Origin of the sequence: Sphingobacterium corticibacterium (assembly GCF_004208525.1) — a bacterium.
Classification (GTDB): domain Bacteria; phylum Bacteroidota; class Bacteroidia; order Sphingobacteriales; family Sphingobacteriaceae; genus Sphingobacterium; species Sphingobacterium corticibacterium.
In genome coordinates, this window is sequence record NZ_SGIT01000002.1 from 1529918 (window position 1) to 1555782 (window position 25865).

The following is a 25865-nucleotide window of genomic DNA, read 5'->3' on the forward strand; positions in this document are numbered from 1 at the left end:
ACTTTTATTTATTTTGGAAGGTTGACTCATAAAATTTAAGATAGTCTCTTATATCGCGTTATTTTTATATAATTCTTTTTTATATATAATATATTGAATATCAGATTATTAACTCATATGTACCATTAATACACTGATATCGGAGGGTGAAACTCCTGATATACGGGAAGCTTGGCCAAGTGTACGTGGTTTTACTTTTAATAATTTTTCACGTGCTTCAATAGAAAGAGAGGCAAGTGTAGCATAATCAAAATTTGGATTTATTTCTTTGTCTTCCATTTTTTTCATTCTATTTACAATTTCCATTTCTTTGGCGAAATAACTATCATACTTTATTTTTATTTCCGCCTGTTCAATGGTTTCCTGTTCGTAATTGTTCAGTAAGTTACTAAATGCGGTACTTGCTTTAGCAATATCTCCGATATTTATTTGCGGTCTACTCAATATGTTGAATATCCTAGATTTTTGATGAAGTGGACTGGAACCGACTTCTTTCAAAACGGGATTCATCTCGTCAGGTGAAATACTATGTTGTTTCATATAATCCACTAGGTAATCCGAATCGTCTATTTTCTTATTTACTTTTCTCAAGCGTTCTTCATCAATTAAACCAAATTTGTGCGCGATGGGTGTGAGACGAATATCTGCATTATCTTGACGTAAGAGAAGTCGGTGTTCTGCTCTAGAGGTAAACATACGGTAAGGTTCTTCTGTACCTTTGGTAACTAAATCATCGATGAGAACACCAATATAGGATTCAGAGCGTTTTAATATGAGTTCTTGTAAATCGTTAATTCGTCGATGTGCATTTACACCGGCGATAAACCCTTGCGCTCCGGCTTCTTCATAGCCGGTTGTTCCATTAATTTGACCAGCGAAGAAGAGATGTTTAACTTTCAAAGTTTCTAACGTCAAGTCCAATTGCATAGGAGGAAAATAATCATACTCTATAGCATATCCCGGTCTGTACATTTTCGCATTTTCAAATCCGGGTATTAAGCGTAATGCTTTTTGCTGTACATCTTCCGGAAGCGAGGTGGAAAAACCATTTACATATATTTCTACAGTATTAAAGCCTTCCGGTTCTACAAATATTTGGTGTCTATCCCGTTCTGCAAAGCGATTTATTTTATCTTCGATAGATGGACAATATCGCGGACCTAAACCTTTTATTCGCCCCGTAAACATGGGGGATTTTTCAAATCCGGTTTTTAGTACTTCGTGCACTTTATCATTGGTATAGGTAATCCAACAGCATCGTTGTATCGTTGGTAATTCAACATCGGTATAAGAGAATCGTCCCCTTTTTTCATCACCCCACTGTTCTTCCATTAAATTGTAGTTGAGCGATCGTCCATCTACCCTGGGAGGAGTCCCCGTTTTCATTCTACCTGACTCAAACCCCAAAGTAATGAGCTGTTCTGTAAGCCCGGTCGCTGCTTTTTCTCCTGTACGTCCCCCTCCTATTTTCTTTTCGCCGATATGTATAACACCATTTAAAAAAGTACCATTGGTCAAAACGACAGCATCTGCCTCTATACGGATACCGAGAGACGTTACGACGCCCGTTGCTCTTCCGTTTTCAATAATAATTTCTTTAACGGTATCTTGCCACATATCTAGATTTGGAAGTGATTCTAGTGTAAGTCTCCATTCTTCTGCAAAACGCATTCTATCATTTTGTGATCGGGGACTCCACATTGCGGGTCCTTTCGAGAGATTTAACATTCTGAATTGTAAGGTGGACTTATCGGCAATAATACCGGTATATCCGCCCATCGCATCAATTTCTCTAACAATTTGTCCTTTTGCTACACCACCTATTGCCGGATTGCAACTCATCTGTGCGATGACGCCCATGTTCATCGTAATTAATAATACAGATGATCCAAGATTAGCTGCTGCTGCCGCTGCTTCACATCCTGCATGGCCGGCACCTACTACTATGACATTATATTTATTAAACATGTTCTTTTTGTTCACTGAAGTTCCACGTGGAATTATATATATTTAATCGTGTTTCACGTGGAACGGATTATATACATTCTGCTAGTTCTAGCCAGCGCTCCGATTTGTTATCAAGTTCGTTTTGTAATTTTTCGATATCTAAAGCAATTTCTGTTATATCTTGATGACTAGTAATGGAATTTAATAATTCTGTTTTTTGTATTATTATATTTTCTATTTCTGTTATTTCTTTTTCCAAAGACTCATATTCGAGTTGCTCTTTATAAGAAAGTCTTTTCTTTTCTGTTTTTGATGATGATATTATCTTTTCGGCGGGTATACTCTTTACTTTTTCTTTTTTGTCTCGCAGAATCTGTTCTTGTTCTATTTTATAATCCGCGTAATTCCCATTGTATATTTTTAGGTTTCCACTATTTTCAAAAATAAAGAGTTGTTCCGTTAGTTTATCTATTAAATAGCGATCGTGAGAAACCAATACTAAAACTCCACCATAATTTTCTAGAAATTCTTCTAATACATTTAATGTGTCTATATCTAAATCATTAGAGGGCTCATCGAGTATCAAGAAGTTCGGATTGGCCATTAATACACGCATCAATTGTAAACGCTTCTTTTCTCCCCCACTCAGCCGGTTTACTAAATTGTATTGCTTTTCTGGTGGAAATAAAAATAATGTCAATAGTTGTGAAGCTGTAATGACATCGCCGTTGGCCATTTCAATATAGTCTGCTACATTTTTTACAATATCCAATACACGATCATGTTCTTTAAACGTTAATCCTTCTTGTTTATAATATCCGAATTTAGTAGTCTCCCCTATGATAATATTTCCATGATCTGGAGATATGACTTGGGTTATTAAATTTAAAAAAGTGGATTTCCCACTGCCATTTTTCCCTGCAAGACCAACGCGATCCCCCTTCTTAAAAATATAAGAAAAGTTATCTATAATTATTTTTCCAGAAAAAGATTTTGAAATTTGTTCCAATTCCAATATTTTGGAACCTTGCCTGCTTATCTTTACGGAAAGCTGAACATTTTCTTTTTTATGTGCTCCCTTTGATTTTTCCTCCAACTCATAAAAGGCATCAATGCGTGCCTTTGATTTTGTTCCTCTGGCTTGGGGCTGGCGGCGCATCCATTCCAATTCACGCCTAAGTAGGTTCTGTGCTTTTTCTGCTGTGGCTGCGTCTATAGCTTCGCGTTCGGATTTCTTTTCTAAAAAGTATGTATAATTTCCTTTATATACAAATAAACTTCCCTTGTCCAATTCTCTTATTTCTGTACATACATTATCCAGAAAATACCTGTCGTGTGTAACGAGAAGAACAGTTTTACTTCCTGTTGTCAATAATTTTTCTAGCCATTCTATAGTTTCTATATCCAAATGATTGGTTGGTTCATCCAAGATATAAACATCAGGCTCGTCTATCAGTAATTTTGCCAGAGATAAACGTTTCCTTTGTCCTCCCGATAGACTGTCGATTGTTTGGTCAAAATCGGAGATCTGCAATCTATTTAAAATTGTTTTAATATTATATTCGTATTCCCAAGCCTCCAAAGCGGATAATTTATCGGTAAGTTCTACCAGTTTTTGCTCATCTATTTTATCGCTACTCAATAAATTTTCATAGGCTTTTATTAACTGCTGTTGTTCGTTATCTGAGCTATAAATAAAATCGTTCACCGTTTCCATTCCATTAAAACTTGGTTCTTGAGATAAGAAACCGATTTTAATACCACGTTCTTTGACAACTTTTCCTTCCGTCGATACAATCTGTTCAGCAAGAATTTTGAGCAGCGTGGATTTACCCGTTCCATTTATGCCGACTAAAGCTACCCTGTCTCCTTTCTGTAAAGCAAAATGCAGATTGGTAAACAACCATTTGTCATGAAAGGAATGGCTAACTTGCTCTGTTGCTAAAATACTCACGTGTAATATATTGATGATTAAATACTTATATTTATCTTTTTCTATAACTTAATGTATAAATTACAGAAAAAATTTATAACTGTATTAATACGGATATAAATTTCCAAGTACAAAAGTACGCAAATAATTTTCTTTTTTTTCTGTAAGATTTGGGGAAACTGGTCAGTCCTTTCTCAAAATTCAACAAGTTATTTTTCAAAAATAATATCTATTTTTCCCGTAATATATATGCGTTTTTTTAAGTGACATAAGCGGTTATTTTATACCGCTTACATTTTTTACTTTCAAGCTTTATTGGCAAATAATTTGCTTAATTCAATTTAAAGGAGGCTATTAAATTGAACCTGGGAATTTCTACATGAAATATATCGCCATTCACTTCCTTAATCATCTCATAATGTCCCGTCATATATCCTATTTCACTTTTTAGATTGCATCCCGAAACATACTGGTAAGTGGATCCTGGGATTAATATAGGTTGCTCACCTACGACACCCTCACCTTTAACCTGTTTAAAGTCTCCAAAAGAATCAAAAATATCCCAGTGTCTGTTGAGAAGTTGTATGGTAACATCACTTAGATTCTCTATGGTGACTTGATAGGAAAACATAAAATGCATCTTCGCCGGGTTAGAATATTCGGGTTGATAGACAACGTCTACAGATACTTTTACGCCGGATGTTATTTGTGTATTCATCTTTTAATTGCTCGTCTTTAACTGCATATCAAACCTAAATAAATTTATTTTATATGCAATATAATTGTGTCTGCATGTAAAATGAATTCTATTTTGCTCTCCTCTGCCATCAAGGGCTATTGTATAGAGGAAATATATCAGGATACTTCGTTTGATAATGAACACCTTAATCGTGAGCAAATTATCAATTATCTTTTTAACCGTCAAATTTATTTTAATGTCGGAAGTGCTTTTATCTAAAATGGAAACAAAGGAGTTTATCTTTTTTATTAAGCATTTTTGTTTATTTTTAAAGACATGGATGAACTTATTTAAATTCGGTTCGTGAATGCAAAGCATTTTATTTAGGTTTGAATGATGTCTTTAGGAACGCTATATCTTATCCCAGTGCCATTGGCTGAAAACGCAGAGAAACTGTCATACACGTTGTTCCATCAGGAGCTTATAAATCATATTGACGAGTATGTTGTTGAGAATGAGAAAACTGCGCGTCGGTTTCTAAAGCAGGCGGGTTTAAAAATACCTCAAAACGAACTGAAAATACACGATTATGGCAAACATGCTCGTGAAATAATCGATTATAATCGTATTTTTAAATCGGTTATGGAGGGGAAAGATTTGGGATTGATGTCGGAAGCGGGTTGTCCTGGCGTAGCGGATCCGGGAGCAGACGTTGTTGCTGAAGCACATAAACGAGGTATAAAGGTGGTTCCATTGGTTGGACCCAGTTCTATTTTGTTGGCGTTGATGGCTTCGGGATTTAGCGGACAAAAGTTTGCCTTCCACGGTTATCTTCCGATAGACAAAGGCGAACGGGCGAAAAAAATTAGGGATTTGGAATTTCAATCGCAAAAAGAGCAACAAACCCAGATTTTTATTGAAACACCTTTCCGCAATAACGCCCTGTTTGATGATTTACTTAAAAATTCCAAACCGAAAACAATGCTATGTGTAGCTTGTAACATAACGGCGCCTGACGAACAACTGTTGACGTTGTCGGTTTCCGAGTGGAAGAACCGAAAACCGGAACTTCATAAGAAGCCCACTATATTTTTGATGTATGTCCAAAATTAAATTTGTTTGTATACCATGTTAGATATAATGCCTGAAAATATAATGGATGATATGGCATTGTATATGCTTATTGGAGGAATAATCCGAATTATAATTTGGATATTTTTTGCCTTTACCCTTAATCGTACCTTGAAACTCGTAAAAAAAGACAACCTATGTATACTACCTAGTCAAGCATGGTTTGTAGCTGTACCTATATTTAATATCTATTGGAACTTTGAAGTCGCAAAACGGTTAGCTGATTCGTTAAATAATGAATTTTATGATCGGAAAGTAGAAGTAGAAGAAAGACCCACGCAAAAATGGGGACTTATATTTGCTTGGACTTTTTTATTAAGTAATATTCCCTTACCGTTGTTTGTGCTGACAATTATCAGTATATTACATTTGGTATATTTTATTACCTATTGGGTCAAAGTCAATGAATATAAAACACTGCTTCGCATGCATATTGAACATTATGGAAAAGATTTTATAGCAGAGAATAAAAAGGAAACTGAGATATAGGATAGGATGAAGATTAGAGAGCTTACACAGTACTTAGAACATATTGCGCCATTGGCTTATCAGGAATCGTATGACAATTCTGGTTTAATTGTCGGCTATCCGGATGATGAGATACAGCAGGCATTGATTACATTGGATTGTACGGAGGAAATCGTTGATGAAGCTGTACAACGAGGTTGTGATATCATTATCGCACACCACCCAATTATATTTAGCGGATTGAAAAAACTGAATGGTAAAAATTATGTGGAGCGGGTGGTTATTAAAGCGATACGCCACGGTATCGCACTTTATGCCATTCACACCAATCTAGATAATGTGTTGGGAGGAGTGAGTAGTAAAATAGCCGAAAAGCTAGGGTTGGAATCACACGCCGTTTTACGTCCTAAACGAAATCTGCTCAAGAAATTGGCCGTCTTCGTGCCGCGCACACATGTGGAGGCGGTTCGAGAAGCATTGTTCGAAGCCGGAGCAGGTGCAATTGGCGATTATGACGAATGTAGTTATAATACATTAGGGTATGGAACATTTCGGCCATTGGATGGCGCTAACCCAACAATTGGTAAAGTCGATGAACAAGAACGTGTTGAAGAAACAAAGATAGAGGTTATCTATCCGGAAAGATTGGAACGTTCTATCTTGGTTGCGATGTATGCTGCACATCCTTATGAAGAAGTAGCTCACGATATTTTTGCGTTGGAAAATACGCTGCAAACGGTAGGTTCAGGCGCTATCGGCAACTTACCGAATCCGATGAGCGAAACCGAATTCCTAGGATATGTAAAAGATCGATTGAATGTACAGGTTATTCGGCATACCAAGTTGCTAAAAAAATCCATTTCCAGAGTTGCCGTTTGTGGAGGAGCAGGAGGATTTCTACTAAATGATGCAAAACGTTCGGGCGCGGATATCTTTATTTCGGCCGATTATAAATACCATGAGTTCTTTGACGCGGAGGATGATATTGTTATTGCAGACATCGGACATTTTGAAAGTGAACAATTTACGCAGGAATTATTATTAGAAATTATTCAGAAAAAATTTGTTAACTTTGCTGTCCTATTGACAGGAATAGAGACAAATCCTATTAAATATTACGTTTGATAATGGAACAATCCGTAGAACAAAAGCTAAAAGCATTATGGACGCTACAGTCCATCCATACGAAGGTAGATAAGATTCGCCAGGTGCGTGGTGAGTTGCCTATCGAGGTTGCCGATCTGGAAGATGAGATAGCAGGACTTGATACCCGAATCGAGAAAATCAGAACAGATCTGGATGATTTGGAAGATTCCATCGTGAATCGCAGAAACATGATTAAAGACGCACAAGCTGCGATTAAAAAATATGAAGGACAACTGAATGAAGTAAAAAATAATCGTGAATATGACGCTATCTCAAAGGAGATTGAAATTCAAGGATTAGAAATTCAGGTATGTGAAAAGCGTATTCGTGAAGCAGAATTCGAAATAAAGAACAAAACTGAACTTTACGAAAGCACACAAAAAAGTCTTGAATATAGTAAAGGTGAATTGGATGTAAAAAAGCAAGAGCTGGAAACGATCACTGGCGAAACGCAAAAGGAAGAAGACACGTTATTAGATAAGGCGGCAAAGGCAGAAAAAAATATTGAAGAACGTTTGTTAAAAGTTTATAACAAACTGCGCGGAACGTTCAGAAATGGTCTGGCTGTTGTTTCCATTGAGCGGGATAGCTGTTCAGGATGTTACAATAAAATTCCACCTCAATTACAATCAGAAATCCGTCAGCGTAAGAAAATCATTATTTGTGAGCACTGTGGAAGAATCATTGTAGACGAAGGTATCGTTTTCGAAGAAGAGCACGCTTAGTCGTATTCTTACGAATATAAATAAATAGCCCCACGATAACCGCGGGGCTATTTTGTTAAAAAATCTTGCTTACATAAATGAAAATCTATGCATAAAACGGAGATACCACAAAAGAGCCCCTGGACCGACTTCTTGTCGCTAATGTTGATTACTTTCGTTTGCGTTTTCATTATCTCCTTACTGTTCGGTATAGTAGGAACAGCCATTTTTGGAGATATTGATTTTCTAACAAGTATTTCGAGCGATAGCCCATTAAAAAAGTATTATTTTTATATTTTCCTAGGGCTAAGTTCGGCCGGAACGTTTCTTTTGCCCGCTTATATTTATCAGTGTAGAAACGAACATGTCGCTATCCTTCCAAAGGAAAATATAAGCGATTGGAAGCCATATTTATTGGGTATATTATTTCTGTTTGCGTTTTCCCCTTTTATGTCTCTTATTTCGGATTGGAATATGCAGATGAAGCTCCCCGAGGCTTGGCAGCGTATAGAACAGTGGATGCGGGAAACGGAGGATGAAGCCGCGTTATTGATGGGAGGATTGTTGATGACCACCGAATGGGATAGGCTAGTCCTTAACATTATTGTATTAGCTATTTTGCCCGGTATTGGAGAGGAACTGTTCTTTCGAGGAGCTTTGCAACAGATCGGTACACGGATTTTTAAAAATGAATATGTCGCCATTTGGATTGTTGCTGTTATTTTCAGTACGATACACGTTCAATTTTACGGTTTCTTTCCTCGTTTCCTCTTGGGTGTTTTTTTTGGCTATATGGTCATTTGGACAAGAAATATATGGACGGCTATTGTGGCTCATTTCGTTAACAACAGCATGGTGGTTATATTAGGTTTTTATTATGCGACACAAGGTAAAAGTTATACGGAGCTCATGGAAAGCGATTCTTATTCAATAATTGTGTATCTTGGGAGCTTGATTTTCAGTATCATTATTGCTTTCATATTTTATCAATACACAACAAGACTACATATATATGGAAAAAGGGTGGATTAAAATACAGACTTATACCGATGCTATTCGGGGAGAGATGGATAAACAGATGTTAGCGGAAAGCGGAATTCCCGCAGTGCTGCTGAATAAGCAGGATTCGTCTTTTATGTTTGGAAAAATAGACCTTTTCGTCAATGAAAAAGATTTTGAACTGGCTCAAAGATTAATTCAAGAAAACGGCACAGAAAAAGATGAAAACTAGGGCGATAACTGGATTCTTTTTTATTGTAGTTTTGATCGGTGCGGTATTGCTTGGACCTTATACCTTTGTTTCTTTTTTTTCTTTGGTAGCGACTTGTTGTGTATATGAGTTTTATCGGATGGTGCGTACGGAAAGCGTCCAACCATTGCTTTTATTGGGGGTTGGAATTGCCGCTTTGGGATTCGGTCTCGTTAGTTTTACCCTGTTAGCCTTATTACCCTACTCCGTTTTATCTGCAAGTATCGTTGCTGTCTTATTGCTTTATATCGCTGCACTTTTTCGCAAAACGCGATACCCTATTCAAGATGTTGCTTATTCGCTTTTCGGGTTGATATATGCGGCAATACCATTTATATTTTTTATGGGTTTAGGTTTTGTAGGAGATAGCTATAATGCTTATATTCCCCTTGGTTTTTTGATTCTTTTGTGGACAAATGATACGGGAGCCTATCTTGCAGGAAGAAGTATGGGGCGGCACAAATTATTCGAACGCATCTCGCCAAATAAAACTTGGGAAGGATTCTTCGGAGGTGTGGTAATGGCCGTCGTTGCCGGATTTATCCTTTCGCATTATTTTGGGGTTTTGCCGCTATGGAGCTGGGTGTGTATGGCATTGATTATTGGTGTATTCGGAACTTTCGGTGATTTGGTGGAATCTATGCTCAAACGCAATGTGGGCGTTAAGGATTCCGGAAATATATTGCCGGGACATGGTGGTCTGCTGGATAGATTTGATGGTTTACTGATGGCCGCACCATTGGTATATTTGTTTTTGAAAAATATCCTTTAAGATGAAAATAGAAAAACAAACATTGGACTTTTTGAACCTACTCTACGAAAACAATAACCGGGAATGGTTTCAAGAAAATAAGATGATGTATGAAACAACGTTGGCGAATGTAAAAGATTACATCACACAGCTTATTATTGCGTTATCGGAGTTTGACCCACATATCAATACGGATATACAAGCTTCGCGCTGTTTGTTTAGGATATATCGTGATACTCGGTTTTCAAAAGATAAGACGCCATATAAGACATGGTTTGCGGCTGGAATTTCCATCGACGGACGGAAATTGGACGGCCCCGAGTACTATTTGCATATTGAACCGGGGAAGCATTTTTTGGCAGCAGGCTATTGGCGGCCCGAGAAACATCATTTGCAGGCGATTCGACAGGAAATAGATTATAGTTATCAAGAAATGGTTGATGCGCTTTCACTAGGAAATTGGACAGTAGATGATCTATCCACCGAAGATAAATTGAAACGAGCTCCGGCAGGCTATAGTGAAGATGACCCACACATCGAGATCCTAAAACTGAAGAGCTTTATTTTGTACCAATCGTTTACAGATGCAGAAATAACCGGTGCTAAATCCTTACAAAAGGTTGTTGATACCGCAAAGCGGATTTTACCCTTTAAACGTTTTATCCACCAAGCATTAGATCAATAAGGGAGACTGATTTTGCCCATGCACACAGCCGGAGAATCTCTAATTTTCCATAATGTAGATACTGAACCGGCTATCGTTTCGTTTGCCAAGAGAGCAAAAAGACAGGCTTCCTTGGCGTCAGGGTTCAGTCCTAGGGAGCTGAAAGAGGATACCGATATCGAGGGCAGAGCTTCACGAATGTTTTTCATCAGTAATGGGTTATGTACACCTCCTCCACTTACATATATATGAACATGCTCAAGGTCTTTCGATACACGTCGGATACTATCCGCTATAACTTGTGCCGTAAACTTGTTTAAGGTTGCTAGCACATTTTCGGGAGTAAGCGAAGACGTATTAGAAACAAATTGCGCATTTTTCAAATAAGCTAAATTAAACAGTTCTGGCCCAGTGGTCTTGGGGAAGTCCGCGTCAAAAAAAGGTGTCTTTAGCAAAGCCTCCAAAAGGGCGACATCTATTGTACCATTTTTGGCAAGGAGCGCATTTTCGTCCATTTCTAACCCGAATTGTTCGAAAACAAACTGGTTCATCATCGTATTTCCAGGTCCGAGATCAGTGGCGTAAGCTTTTAGGCTACTTCCTTGTTTAGGAAGGAAAGTGAAATTGGATATCCCACCTATATTGAGTAGGAACCTATTTTCGGTTTCTGAGGTAAAAAGAAGGTAATCACCATAAGCGGCCAATGGCGCTCCTTCTCCTCCAGCTGCCACATGTTTTTGTCGAAAATCTGACACAGTAATGATACCTGTTGTTTGGGCAATATGATCGCCGTCTCCGATTTGCAAGGTACTGTTGGGAAAACTTGCTTGTTCCGTCAAACGTTGAGGCGCATGAAAAACCGTTTGTCCATGACTGGCTATTAGATCCACATCTAGTGGAGAGATATTCCATTGCTTTAATGTCCGATTGATGAATGTACCATGTGTTTTTCCGATATAGGCATGTAGCCCGCACAACACCTGTTGATCTATTCGGCGTTTGGCGAATATTTCCCGAATATATTGACGAAAAGTATCCTCATACGGAATACTGATGAAGTTTTCGAGACATAATATCGTCTCTTGACCGCTATTGCCTATATGGCACAACGCGATATCTAAGCCGTCTAATGACGTTCCAGACATCAGCCCGATGATACGCCGTTCTTTTTGTTGGGCGATGCGATAGAGTTTTTCAATTTGTGGGTTCATAAGGTGAAGATAGGAAGGAATTTTTGGTTATATCGGCAGATAATTATATTTTTGAACAAATATTATACGTATGAATTTTCCAGCAGAATTAAAATACACGAAAGATCACGAATGGATCCGTGTAGAGGGTGACGAAGCTGTTATCGGGATTACAGATTTCGCACAACGAGAACTAGGTGATATTGTTTTTGTTGATATCAACACTATCGGTGAAGAAGTTGCTGCGAATGAAGTATTTGGTACAGTAGAGGCTGTTAAAACGGTCTCGGACTTATTTATGCCTGTAACAGCTACGGTATTGGAAGTAAACGAGGGTATTGATGCTTCGCCGGAATTGGTTAATACAGATCCATATGAGGAAGGTTGGATTATCCGTGTGAAACTGAGCAATCCTGCTGATGTAGACACCTTATTATCAGCAGATGGATATCAATCGGAAATAAACGCTTAAAAATTTATAGAGTCTATAAAAGAAGAAGCCGATACTGTCTCACAGTATCGGCTTCTTCTTTTTATTGTACGTCGAACTAGTCCACTGTCATTTCCACATCACTGATGATAGTAGATCCCTGTACTTCGATAGTTGTTTTTATGGCACTTGCTACAGTGAAGTGCGTTTGTTTATCTAAGGTATAACTGCCTTTCATTGTTCCAATTTCTTCGCCCGAACTATGCAACATCTTTCCTTGGATATCAATAACGTAACCCTCATCATTCTCTTCCAGGAAAGTAGAAGTCATTTCTATGGTTGAAAACAAAGGGTTTTCATTCACCTCGGTGATACTTTCCCAAGATTCGCCGGGCGTTACCTCGTTGTCAGGGAAAGTAGGTGACATTTTCGAAAAAGAGCTTGCATCAAATCCTTGTGCAACGAAACTGGTAGGTAAATTCACGTCTATTGTTTTTCCTTTTTCGCTAACGATAGAAGATATCTTTTTATTAATAATTCTGGATAATTGTTCGCCTATCATTTTTGTTGTCTCATCTGTGGACTCTTCTTCTGAGTTATAGGATACGGTCATCATCTCCGCATTGATATCGGCTTTAATGGTTTTGATAATATTTTCAATCGTAAAGTTTTCATTTTCTTTCTTTGCGGGAAGCATTTCCATCTTCATATTCATGTCCATTATGACACTTTTTGGGCCATCTATATCTGTTTTCATGAACATATTGAAACGAAGAAGTTTTCCAATTTCGGGATTCAATTTAAAATTGACAGCTTCTTGTGCCAGTGTAATATGGCTAACGCATAGCGCCAAGCATGTAATAAAGAGTGTTTTCATCTAGTTTTTTCAAAAGGCTGATGAGGGCTTTCCTGATCTCATCGGGAGCGGTTTCATCGATATATAGTAATGTAGCGTGAATATAGGAAAATTGGTTAAAGGAAAAAAATAAAAAGGGCCTTCCGTATAATATGGAAGGCCCTTTTTATTTTTTTATCCCTCAGAAAGAGGTCTTAAATTATTTCGTAATATAAGATACTTCTTTTACCGCTTTTACCACTTTAGCAATGTTTGGCAAACTTGCTTCTACTAATGTCGGCGCATAGCCAAGAGGCACATCTGCAGATGTTACCCGTATAACCGGCGCGTCAAGATAATCGAAAGCATCTTTCTGAACTTTGAATGCTATTTCGCCAGAAATAGAAGCCAATGGCCAAGCTTCTTCGACAACGACTAAACGATTTGTTTTCTTCACAGATTCGATGATGGCTTCGTAATCTATAGGACGAACGGAGCGTAAGTCGATCAATTCAACACTAATGCCCTCTTTTGTCAATTCCTCTACCGCCGGGATAACAACACGCGGAACCATTTTACCAAAAGATACCACGGTTACATCCGTACCTTCTTGTACGGTGTGTGCTTTACCAATAGGTAGATAGTACTCTTCTTCTGGAACCTGACCTTTGTCTCCGTACATAACTTCGGATTCCATAAAAATAACAGGATCTGGATCAAGAATGGATGTTTTCAATAAGCCTTTGGCATCATAAGGATTGGAAGGGATAACAACTTTTAAACCCGGCGTATTAGCATACCAATTCTCGAAGTTTTGGGAGTGTTGTGCCCCTAATTGACCAGCGTTACCTGTTGGTCCACGAAAAACGATCGGACAAGAGAATTGTCCACCACTCATTTGATGCAATTTTGCTGCTGAATTGATGACTTGATCGATAGCGACCAAGGAGAAGTTGAACGTCATAAATTCGATAATGGGTTTCAGGCCGTTCATCGCTGCACCAACTCCTATCCCGGCAAAACCAAGTTCTGCAATAGGCGTATCGATAACGCGTTTTTCCCCAAATTCCTCTAGCATACCCTGGCTAACTTTGTATGCTCCGTTGTATTCAGCGACTTCCTCGCCCATCAAGAATATTTTATCATCTTTACGCATTTCTTCGCTCAAGGCTTCGCGAAGCGCTTCTCTGAATTGTATTTCTCTCATCAGTTGTAAAATTGTATCTTATTTGAATACCGCAAAACTACTATAATTAATTGATATTTCGTAGAGGTTTATACGTAAAAAAGCAGGAAAGCGATGGAAATATAGATTTGATTTGACAATAGGAAAACAGTTTATCTTACGTGATTAAAATAGTTCAAAAACCGTTGCAAAAAGATATTCAAATTCTTGACCGCTAGTCCAATCTCCCAAGTATCTCGTCTTCTAGGCTCAATATAATTAGAAACAGCCCGAAATTGCAAACAGTTTATTTCTTCTTGCTCCGCAACGAAGAAAGCCGAAGCTCCTTCCATAGATTCAATCAACGGCTTTTGATATTGCTGTTGGAGTCGCATGATGTTCTCGGCCGCACCATGCGCATTATTAACGGTAATACCTTGGGCTTTATTGATTTTGGGGAGCTGAATATGGGCAGGAGGTTTTTCTGTATATATCCTTTTTCCGAAACCAAGTTCTTCAATGGGTATAAATGATCCGTTGTCGTCAGCTCCTAGCCCAAATATTTCATCTGTATATATCTGGTAGATATCTCCTAAACGAGCGGAAGGATCTAGTATTCCACCGATGCCGGCATGGAGCAATAAATCTACCTTGTGTTGCTGTAAAAACTTGGTCAAAGCATATGTCGTGGCCACCATGCCTACTCCTGTAATGAGATACATTATATGCTTTTCTTCTAAAAAAGGAAGAGACGGTTTTATTTCTTCGAGTGTGGCCGCAACAACTAATACCTTCATATCAAACAAAGCGCTTTACCGGGTGAAGATACTAAGAATATAGTTTTTATCCCCTATCTTTGTTATTATGATTTATATCACAAGACGAGAACGGTTCAGCGCGGCCCATAAGCTTTATCGCGAGGATTGGTCTCAAGAGCAAAATGAGGCTGTATTTGGCAATTGTTCAAATCCCAATTGGCATGGGCACAATTATGAACTTTTTGTGACTGTAAAAGGTGAGATAGACCCCGAGACAGGTTTTTTAATCGACCTAAAGAAGATGAAAAGCATTATCTTGGAGCACGTGATCAGTAAGTTGGACCACAAAAACGTGAACCTTGATGTGGATTTTATGAAAGGTAAGAAAGCCTCTACGGAAGTCATTGCCGTGGAAATATTTCATGTGTTAAAACCGTATTTTGATCAGGAAAGTGTACAATTACATGTTGTCAAGCTGTACGAAACGGAGAATAATTTTGTCGAATATTTTGGCGAATAAATAAAGTGCCATTTTTAATTTAAACAAATGAGTAATCTAACATCCTTCGAAAACGAAGAACAAGATGGTTATATTAAAATCGATCAGTATAATCAAAAGCAAGTAGAAGAAATTGCTTCCTATTACCCCGCTATATTGCGTGCGATTGGCGAAAATCCGGAAAGGGAGGGATTAGTTAAGACGCCCGAACGGGTTGCAAAAGCCCTGCAGTTTTTGACACATGGATATGATGTTGATGCGGCAGAAGTATTGCGGAGCGCTATGTTTGAAGAAGAGTATAGCCAAATGGTGGTCGTGAAAGATATCGAGATTTATTCGATGTGTGAACACCATATGCTTCCTTTTTTTGGGAAAGCGCACATTGCTTATATTCCTAACGGACATATTGTAGGATTGAGTAAAATTCCGCGCGTCGTGGATGCATTTGCAAGACGTTTACAGGTACAAGAACGATTAACGAATGAGATACGGGATTGCATACAGCAAACTTTAAAGCCCGCGGGTGTTGCGGTCGTGATGGAATGCAAACACATGTGTATGGCGATGCGCGGTGTACAGAAGCAAAATTCCGTGACAACCACTTCTGCTTTTACCGGAGCTTTTCAAAATGATGTTACACGATCGGAATTTATAAGACTGATTACAGCATCGTTGGATTAGCAAAATATGATGTAAAAAAAGCCCTTTTTGACCTCAAAAAGGGCTTTTTTTATAATATAGGTGAAATAGTATATGCTTTAATTTATGTTAAAATTTTTTGTAATAGGGTGCTACTTGTTAATTTTGCGACTATGCTTGAAAATGAAGATGCATTAACGACGTATTTAGAAAAGACATGTGATACGGAAAGTGAGCTTCTAAAGCGTATAAATAGGGAGACTTATTTACGTGAGACGATGCCGCACATGTTATCTGGTCATTTTCAAGGTAGAGTTCTTTCCATGCTGGCTAAACTAATGAAGCCAAAAAGCGTGTTGGAGATAGGCACATTTACAGGTTATGCCACATTGTGTTTGGCGGAAGGTCTTGATAGAGAGGGAGTACTGCATACTATCGATATCAATGAGGAGTTAGAAGAACGTGTACAAGGTTATTTTGATGCTTCTCGTTTCGGGGAGCAAATAAAGTATTATATTGGAGATGCCGCTGAGATCATTCCGAAAATAGCCGGTGATTTTGATTTGGTATTTATTGATGCGGACAAAAAGAGAAACCTGTATTATTTTGAGACGCTTATTGACCGCGTTTCTAGTGGAGGATTGCTCTTGATAGATAACGTACTTTGGAAAGGAAGGGTTTTTGCGAACAATCCGGGTAACCAAACAAAAAAAGTAATTGAATTAAATGAAACCTTGGCAAAAGACAGCCGTGTAGAAAAGCTGATTTTGCCCATTAGAGATGGACTTTTTGTGTTACGCAAAAAGTAATGGTTGAACAAAAATAAATGATATGCAAAAAACAAGTATTGGTAAGTATGTAATGGTACTGCTAATGTTTGTGTTTACGGTCACTACGACCATTGCACAAAAATTTTCACCAAGTAGTTATATTGCGGAGCATAAAGACATCGCTCAGCAATTGATGATCGAAACAGGAGTGCCAGCTTCTGTTATTTTGGCGGTTGCTTTTCATGAAAGCGCTTACGGAAACAGTAAAATCGCTAAACATTTAAATAATCATTTTGGAATCAAGGGTAAAAATAACAGCAAGGCTATTCGTTCAGCTTATAAAGGCTATGGATCGATAAAGGAATCATACCGCGATTTTGTGGGGTTGCTCCAACGTCGAAAAGCAACAAATACCATGTTTGAAAAGCATGGTGCTGAGGATTATCAAAGTTGGGTCAAAGGCATTGCTCGTGCAGGTTATTCTACTACTAGAGAGTGGCCATCTAAAGTGCTGGCGACCATAAGACGCTATAATTTGGATAAATACGACCAAATGCAAACACAGCCCGTTGCAAAAGGAATGTTAGCAAAAAGTGGAGCAGCAAAAATCCAACAAGATATATTACTGCGTTCCATGGAAGCCAATGATACGTCAACAGATTTTACGTCGGGTGACACCCATGTCGTAACAAAAGGGGATACACTTTCAGAATTAGCAACTCGCTATAATATATCGGTAGATGATTTAAAAAGACGGAATAATTTGCAATCCTCGAAATTAGCTATTGGCCAGCGTTTGTTATTATAATCGGAAATGAAGAACAGGACCTTATTTCTACTGCTCGTTACTACCATACTGGTATTCGGTTCCTGCGCTTCACGTAGAACAACATTGCAACAGCCAAATTACGGAAAAAATAAGACCGGTCATATTCAAACTCCCTCCCCCGGAACTACATCAACAACCGGGTTATCGTATATTGAGCGATATAAAGATATTGCCATTGCGGAAATGAATCAATACGGTATTCCCGCTAGTATAAAATTAGCACAAGCGTTGTTGGAATCTGGAAACGGGAATAGCTATCTGGCACAGGAAGCCAATAATCATTTCGGGATAAAATGTGGCGGTGTGTGGCAAGGAAAATCGGTTACACGGCCAGATGACCATGTACGAGATTGTTTTCGGGTATACAACGACCCAGAACATTCGTTTCGTGATCATAGCCAGTTTCTATTGAGAAAACGTTATGAAAAGCTGTTTGCATTAGATAAGAACGACTATAAAGGCTGGGCAAAAGGGCTGAAAGAAGCGGGCTATGCCACTAATCCGCGCTATCCCGAACTGCTTATTAATTTGATAGAACGATACCAGCTTTATCAATATGATCGTCCAGAGGTGTCCTATGTAAATAAGGAGCTGCGGGAAGAAAAGATAGAGGAAATTATTCAAGAGAAAGAAATTGAAGAACCCACGACGAAAACAGATACGGACGAAATGAAAAGTGCCGTAGCCATGGTCATTTATGAAGTAAAAGCAACAGATACGCTTTATAATATTGGTCAACGATATGGTGTAAGTACAGATCAAATCAAACAGCTAAATGGTTTGGTTTCTGATGAGTTATCAGTAGGTCAATTATTGGTTATCTCGAAATGACCCCCCTAAAATATATACTCTTATTTTGTTTATTTTTATATGTACCGGTTTTTGTGGTAGCGCAAAACAAAACGGTACAGGGGATTGTATTTGACAAAGGTACCAATCAACGGGTGGGAAAGGCTTTCATTAAAAACGATCACACCAAAGAAAATACATTCAATAATGCCCGTGGTGAATTTGAAGTTGGGGTTTCTTTAGGTGATTTAATAATTACGTCAAAAGAGGGGTACTTGACGGATACCATTAAGTATACCGGACAGCAGGTTTTGATGGTCTATTTAGATCGTACTTCTATTTATATTCCAGAGGTGAGGGTGGTGGCACGGCGCTCACCAGAAGAAGTTTTACAGCAACGGAGAGAAGAATTTAATAAGGCGTATAAGCTTGCTGATCCTGGTTCTGTATTTAGTGTAGGTCCGACGGGAGCCGGACTTAGTATCGGGTCTATATATAATATGCTGAGCCGAGAGGGAAAAAATGCCCGTCGCTTGACTCGTTTTATTCAAGTTGAATATGAGGAAGATGTGATTGATTCTAAATTTACACGGGATCTTGTTAGCCATATTACAGGTTTAACGGGAGAACGTCTCACTATTTTTATGAGTAATTATAGGCCTACCTATTATTTTGTTTCTATCGCCACGCCTTATGAATTGGCAACATATATCAGAAGCAAGTATGAAATATTTAAATTAAATCCTAACTTGCGCTTTTTACCGAAGTTACCGGAAATTGAATTAGAAGTAGAAAAATAAAACGCCATGTTTAAGAGCATAAACTTTCTGTTTGTTATTTTATTACTCGTAGTGGGCCAACAAGGTATGGCACAAGTCGATCTTAAAGAGTTAAGGGCAAAACCTGATACAAATATTGTGGAAAAGCCGCAAGCACCTGCGACTAATTTACAAGAAGTATTAGTTCCCATTCCACAACTAGACTTAGAGGTTAATTATTGGAAACATTGGACGAAGTTCGGGGTCAACATGAATCAAGCTTCTTTCAGCGAAAATTGGAACGCGGGAGGTGTGAATTCCATTGCTATCGGTTTACTTGGATGGCATAAATCGGAATACAATAAAAATAACTTTCAGTATGTGACGGAAATTGACTTGAGATACGGAAAGATTAAGAATAAAGAACAACTGGCAAAAAAGAACAATGACCGGATTTTCTGGGATCATAAGATAGCTTATAAATTATCAAAAGGCTGGGCCCTTTATTTTTCTGTAACGTTTGAGTCTCAGTTTGATTTGGGATATACCTATAGAACACAAAATGGAGTGGAACGTATATATGAATATAATACAAGTTTTATGGGGCCGGGATATTTTACAGAATCTTTCGGTTTGGAATATAAACCGGACAATACGTTCTCCTTACGGTTGGGTACAGGTACTGCCCGACAAACATTGGTGCTGGATGATCGGGTGAAACCACTTACGATAGACGAATATGCTTTGCGGTATCCGGAAAATGATCCAATCAAAAGTGATCAAGAAAAATTTGGTTTGAAGCCGGGTGAGAACTTTAAAAATGATCTAGCTTTTCAGATAACGGCAAATTTAGATAGAAATCTGTCAAAAAACCTCAATATAAAATCGAGGTACAATCTATTTGCAGACTATAAAGAGCTGAGTGACCCGGATCACCGCTTGGATGCGACACTTACCGCTAAAGTTACCAATCTGGTAAATGTATCATTAACAGGTATTATGGTTTATAATTCAGATGAAGATGTGAAGGTGCAATATAGCCAAGCTTTGGCATTAGGTTTGACTTATACATTACCGAGATAGTATTTATAGTTATAAGGGTTAGTTGAGAAAGTATTGGTGCGTTTGAGAAGTTTTTGTTATTTCATTTTTGTTTTATGGTTGATGTCCTCTTGTGGCACGCCTAAGCAACGTGTATTGCAGCATACGAACACATCCGTACTGCGCGTAGATAACATTAAAATCAATACGGATTCGGTGAAACTACCAGGCACAGCAGACCTTTTAGCTGAAAAACAGGCAACGGCAATGCCGTTAATCCTCACGACTGAGGATAACATCAAAATGATGATGCGGGAGGGTATCAATAGAAATGTGGATTGGGCAGAAGCAATACATTATGATATCAGAAAGCCAAATTTTGTGATTATCCACCATACAGCACAACATAGCCTAGCGCAAACCATACGAACTTTTCAATTGGAGCATACCAAAGTCTCTGCGCATTATGTGATTGGTAAGGACGGTCGTGTCGTACAGATGTTGAATGATTATCTACGTTCCTGGCATGCGGGAAGATCAAAATGGGGAAATGTCACGGATATGAACTCGGTCTCCTTGGGCATAGAGTTGGACAATAATGGAAGAGAGATTTTTCCCGAAGCGCAAATAAACGCACTTCTTATATTGTTGGATACGCTAAAGACCAAATACCAGATACCATTCACCAATTTTCTAGGGCATGCGGATGTCGCACCAGCACGTAAGAACGACCCAAGTGTATTTTTCCCTTGGAAACGATTGGCAGACCGAGGCTTTGGTGTGTGGTATGACGAAAGTAACCTCGTTTCTCCTCCGGACAACTTCAGTTTTGTTGACGCCCTCCGTATCATGGGCTATGACGTTAGCAATCTGAACAAAACAATCGTCGCTTTTAAACGGAAATTTATTGTTACGGATGTTGAGGAGACACTGACAGATTATGATAAGCGGGTTTTGTATAATCTATACCGACGGTATTTTTGATTTGAACATCGTTTGTAAAATCAGCCCAAACACAATTACACAGACACAACCCACCAAGTTGAGCCAAAGGTAAGCCATGATATCTGCTTTCCATATACCAAAAACAACTATTTCTGAAAATACTGCGGCCCAAAACACCGCTTTCCCGCCGATACGTTTCACATAAAAAGCGACAAGGAAAATACCCAGAATGGTACCGTAGAAGAGGGAACCTAAAATATTGACGGCTTCTAAGAGATTTCCGAGCTGACTGGCGTATAGTGCTACGGCAAGCGTGATAATGCCCCACACCATCGTAAATAATCTTGATGCATTAAGGTAGCCTCTATCGGATCCCTTTTTGTTAATAAAGCGTTTGTAGATATCCACTACAGTGGTTGATGACAGTGAGTTTATCGCACTGGCTGTTGCCCCCATGGAGGCTAGGAAAATAATCGCAATCAATAATCCGATTAGCCCCTTTGGAAAGGTGCTTGTTACGAACGACAGGAAAATATAATTGTTATCATTGAGCTCGGCACCGGGGTTATTTTTTTGCAATAGGGTTTCTACTTCTTTTCGTAGCACCTGATCTTGTTGGTTCTTCTCCTGAAGGGCGTGGCGGGAAGCGTCAATTGCTTCGGAATCATCGGCCTTAATCGCCAAGACCAATTTTTCTACCCATTCTTTTTTTTCTGCACCAATGGCTTCGTGACGTTGTATTATAGCGGTATATTCATCGCTGTATTGGCTGTTTTCGATTTTTGCCACCTCTACATTATTGAAAAATAATGGAGGTGTATGGAACTGATAGTAAGCAAAAACTAAGATACCAATCAATAAAATACAAAATTGCATGGGTACCTTTAGCAAACCATTAAGGAGAAGCCCTAATCTGGAGTCACGAATAGACGATCCTGTTAGGTATCGACCTACCTGGCTTTGGTCGGTGCCGAAATATGAAAGCTGCAGGAAAAATCCACCGATGAGGCCTGTCCACACGGTGTATTGATTGCTAAGATCGAAACTCCAGTCTATGGCATTGGTCTTGCCAGATTTTCCGGCAATATGTAGTGCTTCTGTGAAACCAATATCGGCGGGTAAAAAGCGGACAACCATAACCCCCGCAGCCAATAGCGCCGTAAAAATAATACCCATCTGCAGTAATTGCGAATAGGAGACCGCTTTTGTTCCACCCCAAACGGTATAGAAGATAACCATTGTTCCGATAATAAGTGTAGTATACGTCACATCAAGATGTAGGATACTCGAAAGAATGATAGATGGCGCAAAGATGGTGATGCCAGTTGAGACCCCTCGTTGGATCAAAAAAAGTAATGCTGTGAGTACACGAGTATTCACATCAAATCGCTTTTCGAGAAATTCATAAGCCGTATAGACCCTTAACCGATGGAAGATGGGCACAAAGGTGATACATAGGACAATCATCGACAGTGGTAGTCCAAAATAGAATTGGGCAAAACTCATTCCGGAGGAGTAGGCAAGTCCTGGAGCCGATAAGAATGTGATGGCACTAGCCTGTGTCGCCATCACAGAGAGTCCTACATTATACCAGGGCAGTTCGCGATCACCAACGATATACCCATCGATATTTTTGATACCTCTGCTTTTGTAGATGCCATAGACGACAATGAGCAGCAGCGTAAAAAAGAGTACTATCCAATCAATAGTACTCATGAATAATATTTAGTGAACCAATACATGAGTAAAATGCACGCGGCTAGCCATATACAAACAAGTATATAGAACTGTCGCCAGCTTTTTACAAACGGAGGAAGGCCCTTATCTGTCACTTGGTTTATGGGGAAGGATTACGCTGATGAAGAAGACCGCCAATGCGAATCCTATCACTAAACCGCCGATAAAACCTAAAAAAGTACCCTTAACGATGATCGAAATCAAAGCACCGAATATGGTGCCGAGTACTAGGATAATACCTTTTACATTTAGGTTTTCGTTGCTTTCTACTTGATTTTCCATTATACTATATAGTTTCTATTTTTCTTTTGCTAACAAATTTACAAATAATCTATTAGCTCCGGGAACTCCGGCAGGTAATTGTCTGAAAAAAGATAAAGACGTATAAATAAATTTACCTTTCCCCATTCGATGTATGAGTAAAGCGCCGTTGTGTTGCGGTTCATTTTGGTCGCTCATGGCAAGAGGTGTGCGATAACTAGGATCGATGTTTTCTGCAAAGTAAAGCCCTCGTTCCTGTACCCAACCATTAAAGTCTTCGGGTGTAATCTTGTTCGGATAATTTAATATGGGGTCCTTAGGATCGGTAAAGGTGACTTTTGCGTCTTCCTCTGTTACTCTAGTACGGGTAATGGTGAACGGTGCTGGTTTAGGTGAAAAATGTTCCTCCTGTAATCTAGAGTTAACATTGTATTGCATTAAAACGACACCGCCGTCCTGTATATAGTTATAAATTAACGGTAGTTTTTGTGTAATATGGGTATGGATATTTAATGCTCGTACGCCAAATACAATGGCATCGTACTGCTGCAGCACGTCTGATCGGAGTTTGGCTATATCCAGTATGTCGACTGTGGTACCGATGTTTCGTAATGCTACCGGAACGAGATCGCCTGCTCCCATAATGTAACCGACCCTTTTTACGGGATTGATTAATGTAATGGGGTTTAGTTTCACTTCCGCATCGGGAAACCATGTCTGCCGGGGGATGTGGTCGTATGTAATCTCCCGGATATCTTTCAACTTTTTTCCACTGGCCGAGAAGCTTAATGTTGTTTCGTTATGGGTCGTTTGGAGATTGCTTATCGCAATGGTCTTGGAAAGGATGTCTTGTCCTTCAGGGAAAGATAAAATCAATTTTTCGGGATATATTTTCCATCCTGAAGATGAAAGGTTTATATCGATAGGTATGTCTTTGTTTATTTCACCGTGCCTTTGAAATGTAACCGTTAAGGTTTTCTGTTCACCTTTTTGAATAAGCAGGTTATTGACTTCTATGGAGGCCGTAACGACCGGTGCAACTTCCACATATTCGTGTACCTCTCCCCTTACGGGATCAACATAGCGATATTGTAACGGTGTTTGTATATGAATAGGAACTCCCGCTACGTTGAAATAAATATGAGCGGCAGGTAAATCGGGGCTCATAGGATAACCAAAATGCTTTGGATCAACATCAAATTTACCTTGTGTATGCGATTTGCGCAACCAATACGGTTGAGTGATGTTTGTTGGTGGAAGAATTTGCTCGAAGGTTATTACTTCGTTTGAAGGGAGCGTTTGTCCAATTTTATTTTCGTTTATATGTAAAAGTTCCACGTGGACATCGGGATTGCGGACGACGATTTCTGTTTGAAAAGCTATCGGCTGCCCCTCTACTAAACGTAATCTAGGTGTAAGGCTTTCGACTTTTATCCCTGCACAAGCAAGGATGATATTTTCTACTTCTTTGCTCTTTCTTTCCTTCCAGTAACTATTTTCCAATTTTTGGATTTCATGCCATATGGTGGCGAGTTGAGGAATAGAGAGTTGCGGCCTATTGGCGTTAAAAGATGATAGGAGTTTTTGGATGGCCAATTGAATAGATTCGCTGTGAGGGATGCGGTTCCAAGATAGATCAATTTCATCGAACAGATCTTCCGTTGCCTTCGTGCCCGCTACATTTTCAAATGTTTCGAGTGATACACCATTGGTACTTGCCGACCCAAAGCCTTGGCTTTTGTGTTGTGAACGGCTGATGGCGGACAATTCACCATAGGACTTGCCTAATAAAGGGTTGTATTGACCGATATCAATGCGGAGTCGATTAGAATCGTCTCCTTGAAGGCGCATAAAGTTGGCGGTATTCCAGAGCAAGCGTTTAGCCTGCCAAGGTTGTAATTCGTTTAGCTGTTCGGGAAACATTTTAGGATCGCCGGCAGCTACAAAGGCCTCGTGTGCAAGTATGGCAGAAGCTTGGTGGTGGCCATGCCCGCCACGCTCATCAGGAGGAAATCGCGTAATAATCACATCCGGTTGTAACTTTCGGATAAGCCATACAGCTTCTCGTAATACTTCTTGTTTTTGCCAAAATTTAAAGGTTTCGTCGTAAGTTTTAGAAAAACCGAAATCGAATGCGGAAGAAAAATATTGCTCTCCCCCATCCACCTTACGCGCCTGAAGGAGTTCCTGAGTCCGTATTAGCCCTAGTTCAATTCCTTGTTCGGTTCCTATTAAGTTTTGTCCGCCATCACCGCGCGTCAACGAGAGATAAGTGGTTCGCACGTTGCGTTCAGAAGCGAGGTAGGATATTAATTTCGTATTCTCATCGTCCGGGTGCGCAGCAAAATAGAGTACAGAACCTAAGACATTTAGTCGTTCCATTTGCAACTGTATATCTGCAGAACTACTGGAATAGGTAGATTGTGCAAAAGAAAAGTGAGCCGTGAAAAGATGTGCCAGAAAAATGCAGATAATATGTCGTCTCATAATGCCTAAAAATAGGAAAAAATAAAAGGAACCAGATACTTTCTGATTCCTTTTACCAAC

The 25865-nt window shown here is 39.1% G+C and carries 27 protein-coding genes; 17 read left to right on the forward strand and 10 right to left on the reverse strand.

What is annotated here, in order from left to right:
- Window positions 1–108 precede the first annotated feature (108 nt).
- The 3 genes from mnmG to apaG form a co-directional block, all read right to left on the reverse strand.
- Window positions 109–1968 (reverse strand): tRNA uridine-5-carboxymethylaminomethyl(34) synthesis enzyme MnmG, encoded by a 1860-nt coding sequence (mnmG, locus tag EWE74_RS14565; RefSeq protein ID WP_130142241.1) that lies wholly within the window; start codon window positions 1966–1968, stop codon window positions 109–111.
- A 67-nt stretch (window positions 1969–2035) separates the two neighbouring features.
- Window positions 2036–3901 carry an ABC-F family ATP-binding cassette domain-containing protein gene (locus tag EWE74_RS14570; RefSeq protein WP_130142242.1) on the reverse strand — a complete coding sequence of 622 codons (1866 nt, stop codon included), beginning with the start codon at window positions 3899–3901 and terminating at the stop codon, window positions 2036–2038.
- A 310-nt stretch (window positions 3902–4211) separates the two neighbouring features.
- A complete protein-coding gene (gene apaG, locus EWE74_RS14575) occupies window positions 4212–4598 on the reverse strand; it encodes a Co2+/Mg2+ efflux protein ApaG (protein WP_130142243.1) in 387 nt (128 codons plus the stop codon).
- Window positions 4599–4955: 357 nt separating this feature from the next.
- Between apaG and EWE74_RS14580 the strand changes: the two genes are divergently transcribed.
- The 8 genes from EWE74_RS14580 to EWE74_RS14615 all read left to right on the forward strand — a co-directional run bounded on the left by EWE74_RS14580 (window position 4956) and on the right by EWE74_RS14615 (window position 10693).
- Window positions 4956–5672 carry an SAM-dependent methyltransferase gene (locus tag EWE74_RS14580; protein ID WP_130142431.1) on the forward strand — a complete coding sequence of 239 codons (717 nt, stop codon included), beginning with the start codon at window positions 4956–4958 and terminating at the stop codon, window positions 5670–5672.
- Window positions 5673–5687: 15 nt separating this feature from the next.
- The gene (locus tag EWE74_RS14585) at window positions 5688–6179 is read left to right on the forward strand and encodes a hypothetical protein (protein WP_130142244.1); all 492 of its coding nucleotides are present in this window, start codon (window positions 5688–5690) and stop codon (window positions 6177–6179) included.
- A gap of 6 nt (window positions 6180–6185) precedes the next feature.
- Window positions 6186–7283, forward strand: a complete 1098-nt coding sequence (locus EWE74_RS14590; protein ID WP_130142245.1) for a Nif3-like dinuclear metal center hexameric protein — start codon at window positions 6186–6188, stop codon at window positions 7281–7283.
- Between the two features lie 2 nt (window positions 7284–7285).
- Complete coding sequence (locus tag EWE74_RS14595) at window positions 7286–8029, forward strand: zinc ribbon domain-containing protein (protein ID WP_130142246.1); 744 nt, start codon at window positions 7286–7288, stop codon at window positions 8027–8029.
- An 87-nt stretch (window positions 8030–8116) separates the two neighbouring features.
- Complete coding sequence (locus tag EWE74_RS14600) at window positions 8117–9040, forward strand: CPBP family intramembrane glutamic endopeptidase (RefSeq protein ID WP_130142247.1); 924 nt, start codon at window positions 8117–8119, stop codon at window positions 9038–9040.
- Window positions 9021–9239, forward strand: a complete 219-nt coding sequence (locus tag EWE74_RS14605; RefSeq protein WP_130142248.1) for a putative signal transducing protein — start codon at window positions 9021–9023, stop codon at window positions 9237–9239. Before EWE74_RS14600 ends, EWE74_RS14605 begins: the two co-directional genes overlap by 20 nt.
- Window positions 9229–10029, forward strand: coding sequence for a phosphatidate cytidylyltransferase (locus tag EWE74_RS14610; protein WP_130142249.1), 801 nt, complete (start codon window positions 9229–9231; stop codon window positions 10027–10029). The genes EWE74_RS14605 and EWE74_RS14610 overlap by 11 nt, the downstream gene beginning before the upstream one ends.
- Window position 10030: 1 nt before the next feature.
- Window positions 10031–10693 carry a DUF2461 domain-containing protein gene (locus tag EWE74_RS14615; RefSeq protein ID WP_130142250.1) on the forward strand — a complete coding sequence of 221 codons (663 nt, stop codon included), beginning with the start codon at window positions 10031–10033 and terminating at the stop codon, window positions 10691–10693.
- Here the strand turns inward: EWE74_RS14615 and EWE74_RS14620 are convergent.
- Window positions 10687–11883, reverse strand: a complete 1197-nt coding sequence (locus EWE74_RS14620) for an anhydro-N-acetylmuramic acid kinase (RefSeq protein WP_130142251.1) — start codon at window positions 11881–11883, stop codon at window positions 10687–10689. The genes EWE74_RS14615 and EWE74_RS14620 overlap by 7 nt on opposite strands.
- Window positions 11884–11953: 70 nt before the next feature.
- Between EWE74_RS14620 and gcvH the strand changes: the two genes are divergently transcribed.
- Window positions 11954–12334: a glycine cleavage system protein GcvH gene (gcvH, locus tag EWE74_RS14625; RefSeq protein ID WP_130142252.1), complete on the forward strand. Its 381-nt coding sequence runs from the start codon at window positions 11954–11956 to the stop codon at window positions 12332–12334.
- Window positions 12335–12410: 76 nt separating this feature from the next.
- Here gcvH and EWE74_RS14630 read toward each other — a convergent pair whose 3' ends face one another.
- The 3 genes from EWE74_RS14630 to EWE74_RS14640 form a co-directional block, all read right to left on the reverse strand.
- Entirely contained in the window at window positions 12411–13169 is a 759-nt protein-coding gene (locus EWE74_RS14630) for a DUF6263 family protein (protein ID WP_130142253.1), read from the reverse strand.
- A 178-nt stretch (window positions 13170–13347) separates the two neighbouring features.
- Window positions 13348–14334, reverse strand: a complete 987-nt coding sequence (locus tag EWE74_RS14635) for a pyruvate dehydrogenase complex E1 component subunit beta (RefSeq protein ID WP_130142254.1) — start codon at window positions 14332–14334, stop codon at window positions 13348–13350.
- Between the two features lie 131 nt (window positions 14335–14465).
- Window positions 14466–15089, reverse strand: a complete 624-nt coding sequence (locus EWE74_RS14640) for a phosphorylase family protein (protein WP_130142255.1) — start codon at window positions 15087–15089, stop codon at window positions 14466–14468.
- Between the two features lie 67 nt (window positions 15090–15156).
- On the opposite strand from EWE74_RS14640, the gene EWE74_RS14645 reads away from it, so the two are divergent.
- The 8 genes from EWE74_RS14645 (at window position 15157) to EWE74_RS14680 (ending at window position 21359) form a co-directional block, all read left to right on the forward strand.
- Entirely contained in the window at window positions 15157–15570 is a 414-nt protein-coding gene (locus tag EWE74_RS14645) for a 6-pyruvoyl trahydropterin synthase family protein (RefSeq protein ID WP_130142256.1), read from the forward strand.
- 27 nt (window positions 15571–15597) lie between these two features.
- Window positions 15598–16230, forward strand: a complete 633-nt coding sequence (folE, locus tag EWE74_RS14650) for a GTP cyclohydrolase I FolE (protein WP_130142257.1) — start codon at window positions 15598–15600, stop codon at window positions 16228–16230.
- A 131-nt stretch (window positions 16231–16361) separates the two neighbouring features.
- The gene (locus tag EWE74_RS14655) at window positions 16362–16997 is read left to right on the forward strand and encodes an O-methyltransferase (RefSeq protein ID WP_130142258.1); all 636 of its coding nucleotides are present in this window, start codon (window positions 16362–16364) and stop codon (window positions 16995–16997) included.
- A gap of 22 nt (window positions 16998–17019) precedes the next feature.
- Entirely contained in the window at window positions 17020–17766 is a 747-nt protein-coding gene (locus EWE74_RS14660) for a glucosaminidase domain and LysM peptidoglycan-binding domain-containing protein (protein WP_130142259.1), read from the forward strand.
- 6 nt (window positions 17767–17772) lie between these two features.
- Window positions 17773–18618, forward strand: a complete 846-nt coding sequence (locus EWE74_RS14665; RefSeq protein WP_130142260.1) for a glucosaminidase domain-containing protein — start codon at window positions 17773–17775, stop codon at window positions 18616–18618.
- 53 nt (window positions 18619–18671) lie between these two features.
- Entirely contained in the window at window positions 18672–19376 is a 705-nt protein-coding gene (locus tag EWE74_RS14670; RefSeq protein WP_130142261.1) for a hypothetical protein, read from the forward strand.
- A gap of 6 nt (window positions 19377–19382) precedes the next feature.
- A complete protein-coding gene (locus EWE74_RS14675; RefSeq protein WP_130142262.1) occupies window positions 19383–20417 on the forward strand; it encodes a DUF3078 domain-containing protein in 1035 nt (344 codons plus the stop codon).
- 81 nt (window positions 20418–20498) lie between these two features.
- Window positions 20499–21359, forward strand: a complete 861-nt coding sequence (locus EWE74_RS14680) for an N-acetylmuramoyl-L-alanine amidase (protein WP_130142432.1) — start codon at window positions 20499–20501, stop codon at window positions 21357–21359.
- Here EWE74_RS14680 and EWE74_RS14685 read toward each other — a convergent pair.
- The 3 genes from EWE74_RS14685 to EWE74_RS14695 form a co-directional block, all read right to left on the reverse strand.
- Window positions 21339–23036, reverse strand: coding sequence for a sodium:solute symporter (locus EWE74_RS14685; protein WP_130142263.1), 1698 nt, complete (start codon window positions 23034–23036; stop codon window positions 21339–21341). The genes EWE74_RS14680 and EWE74_RS14685 overlap by 21 nt on opposite strands.
- Window positions 23037–23141: 105 nt before the next feature.
- Window positions 23142–23339 carry a hypothetical protein gene (locus EWE74_RS14690; RefSeq protein ID WP_130142264.1) on the reverse strand — a complete coding sequence of 66 codons (198 nt, stop codon included), beginning with the start codon at window positions 23337–23339 and terminating at the stop codon, window positions 23142–23144.
- Window positions 23340–23354: 15 nt separating this feature from the next.
- Complete coding sequence (locus EWE74_RS14695) at window positions 23355–25805, reverse strand: PIG-L family deacetylase (RefSeq protein ID WP_130142265.1); 2451 nt, start codon at window positions 25803–25805, stop codon at window positions 23355–23357.
- Window positions 25806–25865 lie beyond the last annotated feature (60 nt).